At 45.9% G+C, this 21229-nt stretch carries 18 protein-coding genes; 7 read left to right on the top strand and 11 right to left on the bottom strand.

Annotated features, from left to right (window positions below; genetic code table 11):
• Positions 1–4: 4 nt before the first annotated feature.
• Positions 5–403 (bottom strand): MAPEG family protein, encoded by a 399-nt coding sequence (locus NI467_RS00090; RefSeq protein WP_151204155.1) that lies wholly within the window; start codon positions 401–403, stop codon positions 5–7.
• Positions 404–502: 99 nt separating this feature from the next.
• On the opposite strand from NI467_RS00090, the gene NI467_RS00085 reads away from it, so the two are divergent.
• Positions 503–883 carry a hypothetical protein gene (locus NI467_RS00085; protein WP_151204154.1) on the top strand — a complete coding sequence of 127 codons (381 nt, stop codon included), beginning with the start codon at positions 503–505 and terminating at the stop codon, positions 881–883.
• A 60-nt stretch (positions 884–943) separates the two neighbouring features.
• Here the strand turns inward: NI467_RS00085 and NI467_RS00080 are convergent, their stop codons facing one another.
• The 6 genes from NI467_RS00080 to NI467_RS00055 all read right to left on the bottom strand — a co-directional run bounded on the left by NI467_RS00080 (position 944) and on the right by NI467_RS00055 (position 9433).
• On the bottom strand, positions 944–2620 hold the full coding sequence (locus tag NI467_RS00080; protein ID WP_151204153.1) for an AMP-binding protein: 1677 nt from the start codon (positions 2618–2620) through the stop codon (positions 944–946).
• 150 nt (positions 2621–2770) lie between these two features.
• On the bottom strand, positions 2771–4990 hold the full coding sequence (gene parC, locus NI467_RS00075) for a DNA topoisomerase IV subunit A (protein ID WP_253150220.1): 2220 nt from the start codon (positions 4988–4990) through the stop codon (positions 2771–2773).
• 166 nt (positions 4991–5156) lie between these two features.
• Positions 5157–6476 (bottom strand): MFS transporter, encoded by a 1320-nt coding sequence (locus NI467_RS00070; protein ID WP_174660403.1) that lies wholly within the window; start codon positions 6474–6476, stop codon positions 5157–5159.
• A gap of 131 nt (positions 6477–6607) precedes the next feature.
• Positions 6608–7252 carry a trimeric intracellular cation channel family protein gene (locus NI467_RS00065; RefSeq protein WP_151205032.1) on the bottom strand — a complete coding sequence of 215 codons (645 nt, stop codon included), beginning with the start codon at positions 7250–7252 and terminating at the stop codon, positions 6608–6610.
• Positions 7253–7313: 61 nt separating this feature from the next.
• Positions 7314–7781 carry a YchJ family protein gene (locus tag NI467_RS00060; protein WP_151205033.1) on the bottom strand — a complete coding sequence of 156 codons (468 nt, stop codon included), beginning with the start codon at positions 7779–7781 and terminating at the stop codon, positions 7314–7316.
• A gap of 74 nt (positions 7782–7855) precedes the next feature.
• Positions 7856–9433, bottom strand: coding sequence for a TerC family protein (locus NI467_RS00055; protein WP_253150218.1), 1578 nt, complete (start codon positions 9431–9433; stop codon positions 7856–7858).
• A 309-nt stretch (positions 9434–9742) separates the two neighbouring features.
• Between NI467_RS00055 and NI467_RS00050 the strand changes: the two genes are divergently transcribed.
• Complete coding sequence (locus tag NI467_RS00050; RefSeq protein WP_151205035.1) at positions 9743–10363, top strand: TIGR00730 family Rossman fold protein; 621 nt, start codon at positions 9743–9745, stop codon at positions 10361–10363.
• Between the two features lie 71 nt (positions 10364–10434).
• Here the strand turns inward: NI467_RS00050 and NI467_RS00045 are convergent, their stop codons facing one another.
• A complete protein-coding gene (locus NI467_RS00045; RefSeq protein ID WP_151205036.1) occupies positions 10435–11400 on the bottom strand; it encodes a hypothetical protein in 966 nt (321 codons plus the stop codon).
• 488 nt (positions 11401–11888) lie between these two features.
• On the opposite strand from NI467_RS00045, the gene mdtD reads away from it, so the two are divergent.
• The 4 genes from mdtD (at position 11889) to NI467_RS00025 (ending at position 16217) form a co-directional block, all read left to right on the top strand.
• Positions 11889–13280 carry a multidrug transporter subunit MdtD gene (gene mdtD / locus NI467_RS00040; protein WP_151205037.1) on the top strand — a complete coding sequence of 464 codons (1392 nt, stop codon included), beginning with the start codon at positions 11889–11891 and terminating at the stop codon, positions 13278–13280.
• Between the two features lie 50 nt (positions 13281–13330).
• Positions 13331–14116, top strand: coding sequence for a glycoside hydrolase family 25 protein (locus NI467_RS00035; RefSeq protein ID WP_253150217.1), 786 nt, complete (start codon positions 13331–13333; stop codon positions 14114–14116).
• A gap of 181 nt (positions 14117–14297) precedes the next feature.
• A complete protein-coding gene (gene dinB, locus NI467_RS00030; RefSeq protein WP_151205039.1) occupies positions 14298–15353 on the top strand; it encodes a DNA polymerase IV in 1056 nt (351 codons plus the stop codon).
• 510 nt (positions 15354–15863) lie between these two features.
• The gene (locus NI467_RS00025; protein ID WP_253150215.1) at positions 15864–16217 is read left to right on the top strand and encodes a RidA family protein; all 354 of its coding nucleotides are present in this window, start codon (positions 15864–15866) and stop codon (positions 16215–16217) included.
• A 79-nt stretch (positions 16218–16296) separates the two neighbouring features.
• On the opposite strand, the gene NI467_RS00020 is transcribed toward NI467_RS00025, so the two are convergent.
• The 3 genes from NI467_RS00020 to NI467_RS00010 form a co-directional block, all read right to left on the bottom strand.
• Positions 16297–16845 carry a DUF2726 domain-containing protein gene (locus tag NI467_RS00020; RefSeq protein WP_151205042.1) on the bottom strand — a complete coding sequence of 183 codons (549 nt, stop codon included), beginning with the start codon at positions 16843–16845 and terminating at the stop codon, positions 16297–16299.
• Positions 16846–17244: 399 nt separating this feature from the next.
• Positions 17245–19635, bottom strand: coding sequence for a YgiQ family radical SAM protein (locus tag NI467_RS00015; RefSeq protein WP_151205044.1), 2391 nt, complete (start codon positions 19633–19635; stop codon positions 17245–17247).
• A gap of 163 nt (positions 19636–19798) precedes the next feature.
• Positions 19799–21001 carry an MFS transporter gene (locus NI467_RS00010; RefSeq protein WP_151205046.1) on the bottom strand — a complete coding sequence of 401 codons (1203 nt, stop codon included), beginning with the start codon at positions 20999–21001 and terminating at the stop codon, positions 19799–19801.
• Positions 21002–21047: 46 nt separating this feature from the next.
• On the opposite strand from NI467_RS00010, the gene NI467_RS00005 reads away from it, so the two are divergent.
• Positions 21048–21229 (top strand): hypothetical protein (locus NI467_RS00005; RefSeq protein WP_253150213.1); only part of this gene is annotated, 182 nt, incomplete at its 3' end.

Genomic DNA, 21229 nt, shown 5'->3' with positions numbered 1-21229 from the left:
TTAGTTAGACGATCTTGATAATTAATAGCAATAAAGTAATCGGGCACAGGATTGACAGCAGCCAGACGATAGACCTTAAAGTCGCCCAGTTGGCCAAATAGCAGATTCCGTACAACACACGAAACACCAGATAGGCAATGCCGAAAGTCATCACCAGTTTTTGTGAGATGACCATATATTCAGCTAATAAAATTGCAGCAATAAATAAAGGTAAACTTTCAAAGCTGTTTTGCTGGGCAGCATGGGCCCGACTGGCCAGTCCTGTCGCTTTGTCTAAAAATACTCTTGGATTCTGATTGTCTTTGGCACGAAAACCAGCAGATTTTTTGGCGATAAAGGTAAAGACATAAGGTAAAAGGCAGGCGGCCAAAATGAGATAGATAATCCCACTAATGCTGTACATCGTTTTTTCTCTTACAGGCTTTTATCGCTATCATAACATGGCATTTAGTGAATAAATTTTGTTAAATAGGGTGTTTTTATAAATATTGAAGGCTTCACGATGGTTGCACCTGATCAAAATGAAATGTTTGAGGTTCTCGAGAAACAACGTCAACATCAACGTCAAGTGGATCGTGTCTTAAAAATTGTCCTGCCAATTGTGGCTTTTTTACTGACGGTCATTTGTGCCAATATGAATGTCTGGTCTACCCTGTTCACTTTTGTTGTGTTATGGGTTGGCTTTTATGCGGTCGGAATCAAGCGCTTGCCGCTCTGGCACTGGATCATCGCCCTGCTGGTCTATTGTTTACTGGATAATATTCTCAGCTATGGTGAATTTCACCAGAAAGGCTTTACCCGTCAGTTTGGGGCCATGTTTATTTTTCTGGGAATTGTCGGTGTAGGCCGGCCCTATTTTGATCGCTGGTTAATGAAAAAATAATCCATCAGAAAAAAGCGCCTTGAGGCGCTTTTTTCTTGGATAACTTAAGCCTTGGCTGAGTTAAGCAGTTTTACGTAGATCTTTGCGCAGGATTTTGCCGACGTTGGATTTCGGTAATTCATCCATAAACTCGACATAACGTGGACGCTTATAACCGGTCAGATTTTCTTTAGCATACGCCAAGATTTCTTCAGTCGTTAAAGACGGATCTTTTTTCACCACAAACAGTTTTGGCACTTCACCCGATTTTTCATCAGGCACACCAATAGCAGCCACTTCCAGAACTTTTGGATGCTTGGCAACCACCTCTTCAATTTCTGAAGGATAGACGTTAAAACCGGATACCAGAATCATGTCTTTTTTACGGTCAACAATCTTCACATAACCACGTGAATCCATCACACCTATATCACCAGTGCGGAAATAGCCATTCACCATGACTTTGGCTGTTTCATCTGGACGGTTCCAGTAGCCTTTCATCACCTGAGGACCACGGATCGAAATCTCACCCTGCTCCCCGATTGGCACTTCATTGCCGGCATCATCCAGCATGGCTACGTCAGTTGATGGTAATGGAATACCAATCGTGCCGCTAAATTCTTCAGAGGCTGGCGGGTTTGCAGTTGCAACTGGAGACGTCTCCGACAGGCCATATCCTTCAATGATATTGGTACCGGTTACTTTTTTCCATGCTTCTGCGGTTGATGGCAGAACTGCCATACCACCGCCCATAGCCATCTTCAGACGGCTATGATCCAGCTGCTTGAATTCTTCATTATTCACCAGCGCATTAAACAGGGTATTAACTGCCGGGAAGAAAGTTGGCTGGTATTTACGCAATTCTTTCATCACTGCCGGCAGGTCACGCGGGTTTGGAATCAGGACATTCGCCTGACCTTTGTACATACCGTAAAGTGCACACACCATGAAGGCAAAGATATGATAGAGCGGCAACGCACAGAAAATACGGTCATCTGGCTGCCCATCCTGTGCACCAAATTTACTCTGGAAAATTCCATCACACTGCAACATGTTGGCCACCAGGTTGCGATGGGTCAGTTCTGCTCCTTTAGACACCCCTGTGGTACCCCCGGTATATTGCAGCACTGCGGTATCATTGAGAGTCAATTCAGGACGTTTATAATTGTTCGGACTGACCTTGTTGATTGCTGTGTTGAACTTCACATGCCCAGGAATATTCCAGGCTGGAATCTGCTTACGCACCGAACGTAACACAAAGTTGACCAGCGTACCTTTTAAGGTACCCAGCATGTCACCCACAGAAGCAACAACCACATGCTTGACTGGAGTCTTACCAATAATGGCCTGATAAATAGATGCGAAATTTTCAATAATTACCAGTACTTCAGAACCTGAGTCATTTAACTGATGTTCAAGTTCACGTGAAGTGTAAAGCGGATTCACATTCACCAGTACCAAACCAGCGCGGAATACCCCGAGTGCCACGACTGGATATTGCAGAACGTTTGGCATCATGACTGCCACACGTGTACCTTTTGCCAGCCCCAAGCTTTGTAGATAAGTTGCAAATTTACGGCTAGCTTCTTCCAGTTCATTGAAAGTCATCACTTTATCCATAAAGATAAAGGCATCACGTGAACCAAATTTCTGGAAGTTACGTTCAAAAATATCTATCAATGAAGTATTTTCTGCTGGTAATTCTACAGTTTCCGGAATCCCTGTTTTTTGGTATTCAGCGAACCAAATTTTTTCCATAATCCCAATCTCTCCAATCATAATCCTTAGAATTTCAACTGTTTTTTTCAATTCCGCCTGTCGTTTTTAGACTTGTATGTGTGCGGCCTTGCATCCATCTTGTCGAATCGTTGCTCATATATAACGTATTTTATAAGATGGATGCTAGTATTATCTTTGAATCAACAGTTTATTTGCTTTTTGATATCCACGCGGTAAAAGGTGTCCTTTTGCTCCCCGCTTGCCTATATACTTTTGCAAATCGTCCCCTTTTAATTTTAATTGCTGCTGTCCTGCAAAGACTTGAAGCATTTCATCCAGATTCAATATTGCCATGGATAAAACCTGATCCTTATCCTCGAGTTGTATCAGTTTATTACCTTTACCCTTGTTCAGTACAGGCAATTCTGACAACTCTACCAGCAGCAAACGGCCGGCAGAACTGAGCAGTGCAAGATAGGCTGCACTGTCAACTGACTGTACTCTCATGATCTGCGCGCCTTCTGACAAATTCAGGAAAGCTTTGCCAGCTTTGGCATTGGTATCCAGCTGCTTGGCTTGGGTTTTAAAGCCATACCCCTTGCTGCTGATTGCCAGAATTTCAGTTTCATCTTCCGCCACCAAGACCTGCTTGAAACCTACTCCACTTGCCGGAGAAAGTTTTGAACTGAGAGGCTCACCCAGTCCGCGTGCTGAGGGCAGACTGTTGATTGGCAAGGCATAGCTGCGTCCCGTTTCATCCAGTACATAGACCCGCTGATTGGATTTGCCTTGTGCATGGCTAAGATACTGGTCTCCGGCGCGATAGTTCAGTTTCTCGGCATCGACTTCATGACCTTTGGCGCAGCGAATCCAGCCAGCCTCTGACAACACCACCGTCACTGGATCGGCAGGCAACATTTCCGATTCATCAATGGCAGCAGCTTCAGCCCGCTGTACGATCGGCGAACGGCGATCATCCCCGAATTTTTTGGCATCTTCTTTCAGTTCAGAAATGATCAGGGTCTTTAAAGACTCCGGATTGGCCAGCTGTTCACGAATAACTGCGGCTTTGGCTTCCAGTTCTTCCTGTTCACGGCGTAGTTCCATTTCTTCAAGTTTGGCCAGATGGCGCAGTTTAAGCTCAAGAATGGCTTCAGCCTGAATCTCATCTATCTGGAAACGCGCCATCAGTACCGGTTTAGGTTGATCCTCTTCACGAATAATCTGAATCACTTCATCAATATTCAAATAAGCAATGATCAAGCCACCCAGGATATGCAGACGTTTTTCAATCTTGTTCAGATGATATTGTAAACGGCGGGTGACTGTCGTTTTACGGATTTCAATCCATTCCAGTAAAATACGGCGAATCGATTTTACCTGTGGACGGCCATCGGCACCGATCATGTTCATATTGACGCGATAACTAGATTCCAGATCAGTGGTGGCAAATAAATGGCTCATTACCGATTCGGCATCAATACGATTGGAACGTAGCACAATCACCAGACGCGTCGGGTTTTCATGATCCGATTCATCACGCACATCGGTCACCAGCGGCAGTTTTTTTGCCTGCATCTGGTCAGCAATCTGGGTAATGATTTTAGAGCCGGATACCTGATAAGGCAGCTCGGTAATCACGATTTCATTTTTATCAATCGTATACACGGCGCGCATCCGGTAACTGCCACGACCAGTGGTCTGGATTTTAAGCAGTTCTGCTGGCGGGGTGATAATTTCCGCTTTGGTCGGCAGGTCAGGAGCAGGAATATACTCTGCAATTTTGACATCGGTCAGATTCGGATTACGAATTAAAGCGATGGTACCTTTTACCACTTCACGCAGGTTATGCGGTGGAATATCGGTGGCCATCCCGACTGCAATCCCAGTAGTGCCATTGAGCAGAATATTTGGCACACGTGCAGGCAGATTGACCGGCTCTTTCATTGAACCATCAAAGTTGTCCTGCCAGTCACAAGTGCCCTGCCCCAGCTCGGATAACAGCAGCTCGCTGTATTGTGACAGCTTGGCTTCAGTATAACGCATCGCAGCGAAAGACTTCGGATCATCCGCTGAACCCCAATTGCCCTGTCCTTCAATGAACGGATAGCGATAACTAAAAGGCTGAGCCATCAATACCATGGCTTCATAACAGGCTAAATCACCATGCGGATGATATTTCCCCAATACATCGCCCACGGTACGTGCAGACTTTTTCGGCTTGCTGGTCCATTTCAGTCCCAGCTCGCTCATGGCATAGACAATACGGCGCTGAACCGGTTTTAAACCATCACTAATATGGGGTAATGCACGGTCCATGATCACGTACATGGCATAGTTAAGATATGCCTGTTCAGTAAACTCTGCTACGGAACGGTTTTCTGTCGCATGATGCGCAAGGCTTGTCATAACAACCTATAGTCCTAAAATTCGTTTTTGTATCAATTAATGTTTCTTATGCTAAATCGCGGCTGTGAGCTGCACAAGGGCATCAGCCTACACAGCGCGACAAATCGTGTCTTATGGGCTAAAAATATCCATTTTGCAGGGTCTGAGCAACCAGAAATTCGCGCTGCTACAATCCCATAGATTCCAGTGTACGGCCTTTGGTTTCTTCGCCGAGGATTAAAATCACCAAAGCCACCAGAATCAACACCCCGGTAAACATGGTAAATACATAACTGAAACCGCTTGGCATGGTCATTAAATGGGTTACTGCAAAGGGCGCCACAATACCGCCAAGACGGCCAATTGCCCCGGCCCAGCCTGAACCGAAAGCACGGATATTGGTAGGATACTGCTCTGGTGTATAGGTATAGAGCACTCCCCAAGCCCCCAGGTTAAAGAAGGACATCAAACAGCCCCAGACCACAATTTCAGTGACACTGCCGGACTGGCCAAAGAAATAAGCTGAAAGTGCACACATGCCGATAAAGCCCGCCAGCGTCAGTTTGCGCCCCAGTTTCTCCACCAGCCAGGCCGCCACCAGATAGCCGGGTAATTGGGCCAGAATCATGATCAGCACATATTCAAAAGACTGCACAATACTATAGCCTTCTTTGACCAGCAGACTCGGTAACCAGGTAAAAATACCGTAATAGGAAAAAATAATCCCGAACCAGATCAGCCAGAGCATCAGGGTCCGGCGGGCAAATATCCCTGACCACAATTGGCTAAAGGAAATATTCTGTTTTTCTGCCACCGGTTTGACCTCAAAGATTTCAATAACCTCGACCCCACATTGCGCTTCAATCTTTCTCACCAGTGCATGCGCTTCATCCAGACGGCCCCGATTAATCAAAAACGGAATGGACTCTGGTACCATTTTCCAGATCACAATCGCATACAGGGCCGGAATTCCACCAACCAGAAATGCGGTATGCCAGTCAAAAGTTGGAATTACGAAATAGGCAATCAGTGCGGCACACAACCAGCCCAGCCCCCAGAAACTTTCCAGCAAGACAATAAACCGGCCACGCACATGCGCCGGAATATATTCACTGACCAAGGTTACGGCCACTGGAAGTTGCCCGCCCAGGCCCAAGCCCACCACAAAACGGCAGACCAGTAACCAGGTCAAATTAGGTGCAAAGGCACAGGCCGCAGTTGCCAGACTGTAAACCACCAGAGTCCCGGCAAACACGGTTTTACGGCCCCAGCGATCAGCCAGGCCTCCTGAGCAGATCGCCCCAATTGCCATTCCCACAAAACCGATAGAAACCACCCAGCTTTTTTCATCCGCGCTCATCTGCCAGTCTTCTGCCATTTTGGCCAGAATAAAGGAGATTAGTCCGGTGTCCATAGCATCAAACATCCACCCCAGTCCAATCACTACGAGTAAGGTATAGTGAAATTTACCGATTGGTAGGCGTTGCAAGCGGGAAACTAAGTCCATAATCAATCTCTGTGCAGGTGAACGGAAACCACTGTTTTCCCAACAAAAGTAGGAGCGAGTTTATTTTTATACTCTGCATTAAAGCAGAAGCGAGCCGATCCGACTCGCTACATCAAGAAAAACCGACAAAATCAAGAAGCGTCTTTGGAAGAAGCAGATTGCTCATCATTATCTTTATAAATGAATTTTGGCATTTCCAGTCCAAAATAAATGGCAATCAGGCGCAGGCTAAAACCAAAAATCAGGGTTGAAATGACGGTAACTTCCAGCGACATGCCGATATGGGTACAAAGCCAGTAGAAAATGACCGATACAAAGGAAATACTGGCATACAGTTCGCGACGGAACACCAGCGGCACATCATTACATAAAATATCGCGTAAAATACCGCCTGAAACTCCGGTCAATACACCGGCCACGGCGCTGACCACAAAGCCATGTCCCATTTCCAAAGCAATTTGACAGCCAATAATGGTAAAGCCAATCAGTCCCAGAGCATCTAAGATCAGGAAAATATTACGCAGATGACGCATCCATTTGGCAATCAGGATGGTCACAAAGGCTGCGCAACAGGTCAGCACCAGATATTCAGGATGTTTCACCCAGGTCAGGGGATAATGCCCCAACAGCACATCACGGACCGAACCACCGCCAAGTGCCGTAACACAGGCAATCAGCATCACCCCAAACCAATCCATACTGCGCTGACCAGCGGACAATGCCCCGGTCATCGCTTCTGCGGTAATGGCAATAATATAGATTATGAGCAACAACATCGCCCTGCTTCCACCTGAGGCTTTGAGATGGCAGATATTCTAAGCTAAATCACTCGAAAAGTTATAGAAATTGCTCACAACATTGTTTAAGTTTTTTCCCTGAACCACAAATACAGGGCTGCTTCATGGTCAGCCTCTGCTCTAACGTCGGATCTAGAAAATACCAGCGTCCGGCCTGTTTAACAAAATGTGAAACTTCATGATGAACCTGGACCTGTTTGCCATCATGGAAATGGGCCTTAAATTCGACCAGCGCATGGCTTTTATCCAGTTTCTCATTGGTCTGTACAATGTCCAGCTGTAGCCACTGATTCGAGACACTCCAGTCACGAATGGCGGGAATATCCAAAGCCTGCTGTTGCCCTAAAGCAGTCGTAGACTGAATATAGTCAATCTGCTGTCTGGCAAAAGCACTATAGCGGGAACGCATCAGCTGTTCTGCCGTGATAGCCGCTTGCTGTCCTTTATGCAGCGGCTCACAACAGCTTTCATATTCACCCAATCCGCAAGGACATCCTGACATGTTCATTTCTCATAAAAAATAGCCCGTTGAAGCGAGCTATTTTATCAAAGTTTCAATTCCAGATTTGCTGCCGAAGCCATTTAATCTGAACTTGGTACCTGAGGAATAATATGCACCTTCTCGATTTTATGGCCATCCATGGTCACCACCTCAAAGATATGACCATCGGCGGTAAATTTCTCGCCATTTTCTGGCAAACGCCCCATATGGAACAGGATATAACCAGATAAAGTCGAATATTCTTCCAGCTCATTCACCAGGTCACGGTCCAGAAGTAGCGAAACATGCCGAATATCAATTGAACCTTCAAGTAACAGGCTGCCATCTTCCAGACTTTCTGCCGAGGCTTCCAGTGTATCTTCATCCGGGAATTCACCAGCAATTGCTTCCAGCACATCAATTGGCGTGGCGATCCCTTCAATAGAACCATACTCATTCAGGACCAGTGCCATTTGTAAGGGTGCCTGACGCAGTTGATCCATTACCATTAAAACCTGCACATTTTCATGCACGATGACTGGCTCTCGCAGATGCTTTTTAAAGTCAAGCAGGCCAGTTTCAATATATTCATTCAAGACTTTATGGGTCAGCACCACACCGGCGATATTGTCCAGCTCGCCATGTGCCACGATCAGACGCGAATGGCTCATGTTCAGCAGCTGGTTCTTGATACTGTCCTCGCTTTCATCCAGATTAATCCATTCCAGTTCAGGACGTGGAGTCATGACCGACTTGACCGGACGCTCGGATAATCCCAATACGCCCTGCACCATCACGCTGTGATAGACGCTGTTTTCGCTATCAAACACCTCATCGGCAAATGCACGGGTCGCCAGCACATCTTCAGGCTCAGGATGATCTGTATCTTTGGCCGGTTTTCCGCCCAGCATTCGCATCACGGCTGAAGCCGTACGATAACGCAAGTCAGTCGTTGTCACCATTTTTTCCTGGTTACGTCGCATGGTCTGGTTGACAAATTCCACGATAACCGAGAAGCCAATCGCCGCATACAGATAGCCTTTTGGAATATGGAAACCAAAACCTTCGACCACCAGCGAAAAGCCGATCATCATCAGGAAACCCAGACACAGAATGACCACGGTTGGATGTTTATTGACGAAATCCATCAGGGCTTTGGAAGCCCACAGCATAATGCCCACCGCGATAACCACCGCAATCATCATAATAGACAGATGATCAACCATGCCGACTGCGGTAATGACACTGTCGAGTGAGAACACGGCATCCAGCACCACAATCTGTACGATGACCATCCAGAAGACTGCATGTACCGGATTTTCTTCTTTCACATGCGGTTTGGATTCAATCCGCTCATGTAACTCCATGGTGCCTTTAAACAGCAGGAACACCCCACCAAACAGTAAGATCAGGTCACGTCCTGAAAATGGATGTTCCAGAATATGGAACAGCGGTTCGGTTAAAGTCACCACCCAGGCAATTGAAGCCAGCAGCACCAGACGCATTAACAAGGCCAGCATCAAGCCGACGATACGGGCGGTATTCCGTTGCTCTGGCGGCAATTTTTCCGCCAGAATGGCAATAAAAACGAGGTTATCAATCCCGAGAACAATCTCAAGAACAACCAGGGTGAGCAAGCCTACCCACGCAGACGGGTCTGACATCCATTCAAAAATCATGGGTGAACCTCCTGAAGATCAGTGAGTCCCTGTGTGCTGATGCCAAACTGCGGTTCAGCTTGATTATTCTGTGTTGTGTTATGGCGATAAATCTGCTTAAAGCGCCAACTTCGACTACCCATGTAAGTTCTATTGTTGTGAAACAGATTTTCAGTATAGCAAGATCAATCTGAATTTCATCAGTTTTCATGCAAGCTACACAGATTCGGAGCGAATCACGCCCAGATCAACGAGCGACTCATGGAATTGTCATATTTTTTTATTAAGTTGCAGCCGCCAGAGAAAAAAATGATAAGGTGAAGAAAATAAATGCAAAGTGTAAAAGAAATGACCGATTATTTTAAAGATAACTCCCCCAAAACAACGCGTCCTCTGGTCGCCCTTTATTGTGGTTCTCGTGCCGGAAATAAACCTATTTATCAGGAAAAAGCCATTCAACTCACCCAAGGACTGGCCGAACACGGTTTTGGCCTGGTATATGGCGGTGCCAGTATTGGCCTAATGGGCCAAGTGGCTGACACCATGATTCAGCATGGCGGAGAGGCAGTGGGAGTCATTCCCGAATTCATGCTGGATTACGAGATTGCCCATCATCAGCTGACCGAACTGCATATTGTGACCAGCATGCACCAGCGCAAAGCCCTTATGGCAGAACGTGCTTGTGCTTTTGTGGCCTTACCCGGCGGTCTGGGCACGTTTGAAGAAATTCTGGAAATTGCCACCTGGGGCCAGCTCAACCAGCACCAGAAACCGATGATGCTGTATAACGTGAATGGTTTTTATGATCCGCTGATTGCCCAGCTTGATCTTGCAGTACAGGAAGGCTTCTTGCCACCCCAACACCGTGCCAAACTGATTGTGTGTGAACACGCTGACCAGATTTATAACAGCTTGCTGAATCTGGATACGCCAAAACGCTTTGTTGGCTAAGTCTTCCCGCATCAAAAAGCGGGCCTGATGCCCGCTTTTTGATGCCTATATTTTTACAATTTTCAAACCGCTTAACCCGAAATCAGATTGTAGAACCACGGCAAGGTCGTCGCCAGAAATATACTGATTGCCAGACCTAACATCAGTTTCATGGCATCTTTGCTGACATTGCGGGAAGTACGGTGCTTGTTGACTTCATTAATTAGCATCGACATGGCAAATTCACGACCGGCCAGCAGTCCCAGGAATACCCAGGTAGTACTCATCGGGATATTGCTCCACTCTTTAAACACCAGCAGAATAAGCGCATACATAAAGTCAATGATGGTGGCAGCACGTACATCGGTCACGCCGGTTTTGGTATCGACAATATTCTGGATGGCGCCACCACGCTGATACAGGATGACACCCAGCAGCAGAACAAAAACAGAAATGGCAAATAGCAGGAATTCAAACGGCACCTGACGCGGCACATACACAAAGATATTGGCCAGATCCTGAATCAGCCACTGGCTCCACAGGAATGCCGTTGACAGCCATTGTAAGGCCACCCACAAACGGGAATGCTGCTGATCACGGGTTTCACTAAAATAAACCGACAGCTTGTTCACTACAAAGCGGTAGATGATGATTGCGGCAAAAAAAGCCACCGCATAGCCCATCATGGACTTGGTCAGCATTGAACCCAGACTGCTTGGGGAGAAAATTGTCAGCACCAGGAATGTGGTACTGACCGGAATACCGTATTTGGTCAGGAGAATCAGGAGCAGAGGCGGCACGACATAGAGCCAGGTAATACCACCCTCAGGGAAAGGAATCGTTTCCAGACGCCCATAAGAGGCATCCCCGACACCAGAGCTATACCAGCCGTAGATCAATACCACGACCAAAATAGTGCTGATATAAATCCACAGCAGCCACCAGGGACGGTGGGAGTTTGACGAAATAAAAGTACCCAAGGTTTGGGGTACGTCATTCCCGACAATTGAATAGGCAGCTAAACAAAAGCCAATTACCATTAAAATTTCAATAGTCATAAAAAAAGAAGCCTATATCATCTGTGGACATTCACGAACCTATCGCTAACCCACCATAAAATTGTGACAATACTATGGCATCTTTATGACAGTTTAGTGAAAGCATTTGATTCTTTCAGTAAAAAAGAACCGGTTGTTTTAGCGCCTATTTATACTGGAAATTTAATTCTTATTTTAAGGTGATTGAGATAGCTATGATGCTCAATAAGGACTCATCTGTATAATAACTTCATCCGTTCCGGTTTTACAGGGCTTTTGCATAAACGCCTGGCCATGCCGCATACGGCCCACTGTCACTCGATTTTATACTTCAGCTTTATTGGAAACCTCAACAATCTGCTCTCGGTCACTCCGCTGCGCACACTGTTTATTTACTGTTTTGTGACCACATCGTGTAAGAAATATTGTCTACTTTCCCACCGTCCTGCACTTTGCTTTACACTATAATTCAATTACATATTTAGACTTAATTGCCCAGAATCAATCGAATGAATGCCACGCCGACTCATCAAGCCCTGCAACCCGAATTCAGACTCTTGGTCTTGCTGGTCTCTATCGGTTTTTTTATGCAGGGTCTGGACACCACCATTATTAATACTGCGCTGCCTGCCATTGCAGCCAACCTGCAGGAAGATCCGCTACGGATGCACAGTGTGGTGGTGGCCTATGTCCTGTCCGTTGCTGCCTGTATTCCGCTGAGTGGCTGGCTGGCCGACCGTTTTGGAGTCAGAAATACATATTTTACAGCGATTATTATCTTCTCTTTGGCCTCACTGGGCTGTGCCTGGTCAGATAACTTGAACGAGTTGCTGGTCTACCGAGTGTTTCAGGGCATCGGTGGTGCCCTACTACTTCCCGTCGGACGACTGGCGATGCTGAAGATTATTCCGCGAACCCAGTTTTTATCAGCCATGAGTCTAATGAGTCTGGCCGGGCTCATTGGTCCCTTGATTGGTCCCACCTTAGGCGGCTGGATGGTTGAATATCTCTCTTGGCACTGGATTTTTCTGATCAACCTCCCTATTGGTTTAATAGGGGTACTGATTACCTTTAAAGCCATGCCCAATGTAACTGAAGCTGCGGTACAGCCTTTTGATTTTTTTGGTTTTCTCTTACTGCTCATCGCCATGATTGGTCTGTGCCTGGGGATTGAAAATTTTGCTAGCCCGCAATATCCACTTTGGTGGAGTTTGGGGCTGATCGGGGGCGGTTTACTGAGCAGCCTCATGTATGCCTATCATTCGCATATGCATCAAAATGCCCTGTTTCGTAGCAATCTGTTTAAAAACCGGATCTATTCAATTGGCATCCTGGGCAACTTCTTTGCCCGCTTAGGGGGTAATGCAATTCCTTTTTTACTGCCTTTAATGCTGCAGGTGGCTTTTGGCTTTGAACCCTTCATTACAGGCTTGCTGATGATTCCGGTGGTACTCGGATCTTTGGCCTCCAAACCGATTATCCGCAAAATCATCCAGCGCTTGGGTTATCGCCGGGTTCTGCTGGTCAACACCCTGATGGTGGGTCTGTGTATTGCCAGCTTTGCCCTGACGACGGCAGAGACCCCAATCTGGCTCAGGGCCATTCATTTCTTTATTTTTGGGATTCTGAACTCTCTGCAATTTGTCTCGATGAACACCCTGACCTTAAAGGATTTAAGCCAGCAAGATGCAAGCAGCGGTAACAGTTTCCTGTCAATGATCATGATGCTGTCGATGAGTATCGGGGTCGCACTGGCAGGGACACTGGTGAATATGCTGAGTGCCTATTTTGGCCCCGAGCAGCTAGACAGTGCTTTCCATGTGTCTCTCATCTGTCTGGGTGCCATCAATATTATTGCCGCGTATATTTTTTGGCATATCCCCAAAAACACCTTGGTCTAGGGCACAATATGAGTTCAATATTGGCAGCTCCAGACAGGGCATAATTCAGCATGAAAGCAGCTCCCCCTTCCGCGTTCTGGAAAAAACACTCCGTAATAGCAACTGGGCTGCTGCTGACTTGCGTGCTAGGCACGGGACTCTATGTTTTCTTCCTTAAACAGCCCTCTGCGCATGCGGCGGACTATCCTGTTCATGGTTTTGATGTATCCCATCATCAAAAAGAAATTGACTGGAACCAGATTCCGAAACAGAAGTATCAATTTGTCTATCTAAAATCGACCGAAGGCGGTGATTTTAAAGATAGTCGGTTTCAGCACAACTGGCTCACAGCACGTGAACAAGGCTTTTTGGTGGGGGCTTATCATTTTTACCGGCTCTGCCGGGATGGCGCAATTCAAGCACAGAATTTTATCGACACAGTGCCCTATAAAAGCGATGCACTACCACCTGCGATTGATCTGGAATATGACAGCACGTGTATTCAGCACTATTCCAAAGAGCAGCTGCTCAACCAAATCCAGATCATGCATGACAGGTTAAAAAACCATTATGGCAAGCAGCCGATCTTTTATGTGTCTAAGTCATTTTATAATCTTGTGCTGGCAGGCTCTTTTGCAGAGGTTCCGCTCTGGGTACGCGAATATCAAGATTTGCCCGACCTAAAGGATCAACCCCACTGGACTTTCTGGCAGCATAGTAGCCAAGGTAAAATTCCCGGTATTCACACCTCGGTGGACCTGAATGTCTTTTATGGTTCAAAACGAGAATGGAATCAATTTTTAGAACAAAATGGTATTCCTCCTCAGAAGCAGTCCGCACCTTTCATCCAGCAATAGCTTTACTCCGCCCGGTTTAGAGTTTAACCTTGCTCACGGTCCTACATCCAAAAATTATTCATCTGGCCTAAGATTCTGGAAAAGCTTAGATGGCCACAGAGCGCCCCATTGAGTGGAGCCGCACCTTATTTAGCCACACTTGTTCTTTCCAAGCCGGACAAAGCCACTTAAGATCTTGGATATGCGCAAAATTATTCATATCGATATGGATGCTTTTTATGCCTCGGTCGAGCTGCGTGAACGTCCAGAATTACACCACTTGCCTGTAGTAATCGCTGCACATCATCCCCGGGCGGTGGTGGTGGCTGCCTCCTATCCTGCCCGGGAGTTTGGCCTGCGCTCTGCCATGTCCATGACTCAGGCCCGTAAGCTTTGTCCTCAGGCGATTGTGATTGAGCCAGATTTTGCCAAATATCGTCAGGTATCTACAGAAATTCATCAGATTTTACAGTCCTACAGCAAAATTATTGAACCTCTCTCTCTAGATGAAGCCTATCTGGATGTGACTGAAAACCTGCAACAGATACCGAGTGCAACTGAAGTTGCCATGCGTATTCGGGCAGATATTTTTCAAAATACAGGACTGACTGCGTCTGCTGGTGTGGCACCCAATAAGTTTCTAGCCAAAATTGCCTCCGACTGGCACAAACCCAATGGCATTTGTGTGATTAAACCCTCCCAAGTACAGCGTTTTATTCGGGATCTTCCACTCAAGAAAATTCCGGGAGTCGGCAAGGTCACTCAGGAAAAGCTGAAAAACTTAAATCTGAATACTCTGGGCGATTTGCAGCAGGTTGAAGAGACGGTGCTAATTCAGCATTTTGGTAAATATGGACAACGCCTGTTTTTATATGCCCAAGGGATTGATGAGCGGCCGGTAGAAGCAGAACGGGAACGTCAACAAATTTCCAAAGAAATAACTTTTGATGAGGATCTGTATTTATCCGAATGCCTGCCTTATTGGCAGTCCTTAATTGCCCAGCTCTGGTATAGTCTGGACAAAAAGCGGCTCACTGCTCGTGGCGTCACGGTTAAATTAAAAATGAAGAACTTTCAGATCATGCAACACAGCAAGAGCTTCAGGCAGCTGCTGCGTAGTCCGCAGGAACTGGAGCAGGCCTTAACTTTATTGCTGCAAGAGATGCATCTTGATCCCCAGCTCCAGTTCCGGCTGATCGGACTCGGTGTCTATCAGCTTGCCGCCCATGAAATGGAGAGCCAACTCAGCCTGCTTTAAGCCGGTTTTGTACAAGTTTTAGACACTGGTTTAAAAATACCGCAACTTTATTTTCACATTTTGTTTTTTTAGAGTAATCTATCTGCGCAATGCATTATCCATGTATATGCCGAGATGCTGAAAATCACCTTTACTTTCAGCATAATGTCCTGTGATTGGCGTGACGACCAAATCCGAAGATTACAGGGCAACTCTGATATAGCGCATGGAATGCCCTCGATAAATCCCCCCCTCTATTGTTCAAGAACAACCTGCGCGTAAAGCAGCACTCTCCACTTTCATTGGTCTGTAGCCGGCTGCTAGGATTTTCTCGCCTACAGCACTGTTGACCACCCGCATGTTTCAAGACCCGTTTTTCCACAGTACTGGCGGCGGTTTTATCCTATTTATTGCGTATCCTTAGTGATTTGGGCAGACGGTTCATGGCATGATGTAGCGATCTATCTAACGGCAGGTTGTCTACTCACCCGTCTGGTAGCAGCCTTGATACCCAAAACACAGGATTCACTCATGTCTGTTCAACGTTTGCATGTCTCCCAACGCTTTTCTGAGATTGCCATTGCCGGCAATCTGGTTCATCTGGCTGGTCAATTGGCCACAGACCTGAGTTTAGATATTCGAGGTCAAACCCAGCAGACTCTAGATCTCATTGACCAGTTCCTGGCAGAGGCGGGTACTGATAAAAGCCAAATCATGTCCGTGATTATTTATCTTAAAGATATTGAACAAGATTATGCAGCCTTTAATGAAGTCTGGGATGCCTGGGTTGCAGATATTCAGGCCTTGCCTCGTACCTGCGTAGAAGCCAAGCTGTATGATCCACAAGTGTTGGTGGAGCTGACGGTGGTAGCTGTTAAACCTTAAGATATAGAACAGTTAAATCTGGATGGCCTCAAAAAAGCATGCACCCTGCATGCTTTTTCTATTTCTGGCACTATTCATGCTAACCCACGGCCTTTATCTTGCGTCGTTCCAAATCTGAATAGAGATGATATTTTTTTATATCATTGATGGCAGTATATTTCGGATTTTTTTCAGCCTGCTCCTGCTCTTTCAGGAAATCATGCCGCAGCTGATAATATTCAGGCACATCTTCATAGCGAATCACCCGATAACCGGCCATATTCAGCAAGGCATCCTGAAAATGCGAATTCTGCGGACGCTTGAGTAGCAATGGATCATCCAGAGCCACTACGGCCATCACCTGATATTGCTGATCCAGAATCACAAAATCTGCAATCAGATTACGGTATTTATGCCGTGTACGGTTAAATTTGGTGGTCAAAAGCGAATCATAAGATACATGAGCCAATATCGTATATTCCGGCAAAACTTCTTTGAGCCGGGTCAAGGTCAATTGCTCGTTTAAATTAAAGATAGCTCGCTGTTTGAGAGCACTATCTTGGGGTTGAGGTCTGTCCCTTACACTCTTCCATGCCGCGAGTACGACACACAAGAGCAAGAAACTCCCAATCATAAGGTAGGTAGTCATGACTCTGTCCCTGCATTTTTATAATCATTCTTGTTTTATTGTTGTTCAATATATACCCCAGATTTTATGTTGAGCAGTCTTAAACACATACGAATGCAATAAACATACAACTGTTATCAAATCTAAAGGGGAAATATAATCCAGTACACAACTGCTCAGACCTCCTGTCCGGACAGGTGTAAATCACTGATTGTGAACTTTAAAGCACTTATACCAGACTGTACAATACTCATTCATCCCATTGTCAGACAATTCCGACAAAGTGTTATTTCTATAGCATTTTTTCTAGCGCCCGGACCAATATATAAAGGCGCTTTTCTTACAGTAAGTAATCAAAAACTCTATCATTGACCTATTGAATAAAAAAAGACACCGAAGTGTCTTTTTTATAGAGATGGTTTAAGTACGCGATTTTGACTTAGGTTTGGCTTTCGGTTTGGCAGTTCCGAAAGGTTTTTTGGAATCACCGGTTTCACGTGGTGGCAGACCAGTATGCTGGGTCAATAGCTGGCCTTTCTTTGGACGCGCGTTAGAATTCTGGTTGTGGTGACCATTCGAATTACTCCGTTTTTGTGAATCCCCTGCAACCGTCGAGTTTTTCTTGCGTGCTGACTGATATTGTCCTTCCGCATTTTGTGGCTGGTAGGCTGGAATCAGATGCTGTTTTGAATTCCCGATCAGGTCGGCCCGTCCCATTTCTTTCAGTGCATCACGCAGTAAAGGCCAGTTGTTTGGATCATGATAACGCAAGAAAGCTTTATGCAGGCGACGACGCTTTTCCCCTTTCACCACGTCAATATCTTCGGTATAACGAGCCACTTTTGCCAGTGGGTTTTTACCGGTGTAATACATCGTGGTGGCTGTGGCCATCGGTGATGGATAGAAGGTCTGTACCTGATCAGCACGGAATCCGTTCTTTTTCAACCAAATTGCCAGGTTCATCATGTCATAATCGGTTGTACCCGGATGCGCCGCGATGAAGTAAGGAATCAGATACTGCTCCTTACCTGCTTCTTTACTGAAGCGTTCAAACATCTGTTTAAAACGGTCATAGGTGCCGATGCCCGGTTTCATCATCTTGGATAATGGACCTTTCTCGGTATGCTCTGGTGCAATCTTCAGATACCCACCGACATGATGCGTGACCAGCTCTCTGACATATTCCGGATTCAGTACCGCAAGGTCATAACGCAGACCAGAACCGATCAGAATCTTTTTAATGCCCGGTAAGGCACGTGCTTTACGGTATAGCTGCGTTAATGGTGCATGGTCAGTATGCAGGTTTTGACATACGCCCGGGAATACACATGACGGCTTACGACAATTCTTCTCAATCTCAGGATCTTTACAGGCCAGACGGTACATGTTGGCGGTTGGGCCACCCAAGTCCGAAATAATGCCTGTGAAGCCCGGCGCAGTATCACGAATCTTTTCTACTTCACGCAAAATTGATTCTTCAGAACGGTTCTGAATAATACGACCTTCATGCTCGGTAATTGAACAGAAAGTACAGCCACCAAAACAGCCACGCATGATATTGACCGAAAACTTGATCATATCAAAAGCCGGGAAGCGTGCCTCTCCATAACATGGATGTGGCAGACGTGCATAAGGCAAATCAAACACATAATCCATTTCTTCAGTGGTCAGTGGAATCGGTGGTGGATTGATCCACACATCACGCTCACCATGTTTTTGTACCAGCGCACGCGCGTTCCCTGGATTGGTTTCCAAATGCAGAATACGGTTGGCATGTGCATACAGTACCGGATCATTCGCGACTTCTTCAAAAGAAGGTAAACGGACCACTGCTAATTCACGTGGCGGTAATTTGTGTTTAATCGCTTTAGATGCCGGTTGTAGCTGCACAATTTGCGTATCTGGATCAAGCTGATCCCCTTCACGCACGATTGGATTGGCTACCACTTCTTTCTGGAAGTTCTGATATTGAGTTAAGCTGTTGCCTTTTTCTTTTTCAACTTCACAGCCGTCAATATCCTCAGTCATTACATAAGGGTTAATGATCGGATCGACACGACCAATGGTATCGACATCATTCGATGCGATTTCTACAAATTGGGCTTTTGCCGCACGGTTATGTTTATTGATAATGAATGCAGTACCACGAACATCGGTAATCTGATGAATCTTTTCACCTTTGGCCAGACGGTGCATGATCTCAATAATCGAACGTTCACCATTACCATACATCAGCAAGTCTGCTTTAGAGTCCATCAAAATTGAACGACGGACTTTATCTGACCAGTAATCATAATGCGCGATACGACGCAGCGAACCTTCAATTCCACCTAACAATACTGGCACATCCGGGAAGGCTTCACGACAACGCTGACAATAGACGGTTGCAGCACGGTCCGGGCGTTTATTCGGCTGGTTATCAGGTGAATAGGCATCATCCGAACGGATTTTACGATCCGCCGTATAACGGTTGATCATCGAGTCCATATTACCGGCAGACACCCCCCAGGCAATATTTGGCTTGCCCAGTACACGGAAGGCTTCTACATTGGTCCAATCCGGCTGGGCAATAATACCGACGCGGAAACCTTGTGCTTCCAGTACCCGTCCAATAATCCCGGTCACAAATGACGGATGATCAATATACGCATCACCGCAGACAAAAATAAAGTCACAACTGTCCCAACCGAGTTGGTCCATTTCCTCGCGTGACATCGGCAAAAAAGGCGCGGGTTCAAAACATGACGCCCAATATTTGTCGTAATCAAACAACGCTTTAGGCGCGGTCTGAGCGGTATAAGCAGTAGACATGGCTAGCAATTCTCGGCTGGCAGATGGAAGATCAGAAAATAGATCAAAGATGAAAGCCGACTATTTTAGCATGAATTCATTTCGGGTTGCTTGATTATAATTTATACAAAAGGCGATCCTATTATATTTGCAGGAATAGGTCATCGCGATGAGCTTAAATCGGCTACTTGGTTGAATATTCTTTTAAACGAAGAGTCAGTCCTAGTCCGAGCAACAAAAACAAACCAACAAAAATACTCAAACCATTCCAGCCAAACTGCTCCCACACCCATCCACTAGAGCTGCCCAAAAAACTTGAACCCAGATAATAACAAAACAGATATAAAGATGAGCCGACGGCACGATATTGCAGGGAGAGAACCGAGACCCAGCTACTGGCTGTTGAATGTGCAGCAAAAAATGCAAAAGTAAAAATCAGCAGACCCATAAATACTGCCATCACGCTATTCCATAGCATCAGCGCCAGGCCGAGCAACATCACTATTATCATTCCCAGCAAAACCTGTAAACGACCAAATTTCCGACTCCAAGCAGATGCCCGCGGTGAACTGTAAATACCGGTCAGATAAGTGATGGATATCAATCCAATCCAGGCTTGAGACAGGTGAAATGGGCTTTCTAGCAAACGATAGCTGAGATAATTAAAGATAGAAACAAAGCAGCCCATCAAAATAAAACCCTGTAGAAACAAGATACTGAGTTTGGGATCACGCCAGCTATGCTGAAAAGCCGTTTTAAACCGGTGCAACTGTATCGGATACGCTTTGAAGTGACGGGAATTCGGCAACAGACCAAGGAAAATAAAAGCAATCAGCAGATTAAGCACACCAATGATCAAGGTGGCCGACTGCCATGAAATAAAATCTACCAGTACTCCGGCAATCAGGCGACCACTCATTCCGCCAATTGCAGTTCCAGAAATATAAAGGCCCATGGCAAAGCCAATATCTTTTTCAGCAATTTCTTCACCAATATAGGTCATTGCCACTGCTGCAACACCACTGACTGCCAGTCCAATCATGACACGTGTACTTAAAAATACCGGCCAGATCGGTAACACAGCACTAAGTAGCAGTAATAGCGAAACAGAAAATAACGACCAGACCATTACTGGTTTACGGCCAAAACGGTCTGAGATGAAGCCAGTGAATAATAGACCGATGGCCAGTGCAATGGTCGAAAATGACAGAGGAAAACTGCTCTGCGCAGGAGAAACCTGAAAATAGTCTGCCAGTATCGGCATCATCGGCTGGATCGCATATAAGGATGAAAATATAGCAAAACCAGCCAGAAATAAAGAAAATAAGACAGCTTTAAAGGTAGTTGAGCCATATTCGATATGGCTTGAAGATGAATTTAGGGACATATCCGCTCCGTCGATGAGTCCATTATACGTCATCCTAGCTGTAATCATGACGATGAAGATTGTTGATATTTTCCTTTTTATTTTTATTTCTTTTATTTTTATAAAAAAGAAATCCCCCTGCTTTTTAGCAGGGGGATTTTTGAATAATGAGCTGGCGATGACTTACTCTCACATGGGTAACCCCACACTACCATCAGCGCAAAGAGGTTTCACTTCTGAGTTCGGGAA

The sequence above is a fragment of the Acinetobacter sp. S4397-1 genome (assembly GCF_024129285.1).
GTDB lineage: Bacteria > Pseudomonadota > Gammaproteobacteria > Pseudomonadales > Moraxellaceae > Acinetobacter > Acinetobacter lwoffii_C.
Note: the sequence above shows the minus strand (reverse complement) of the source record. Positions and strands in the feature narration are given on the sequence as shown.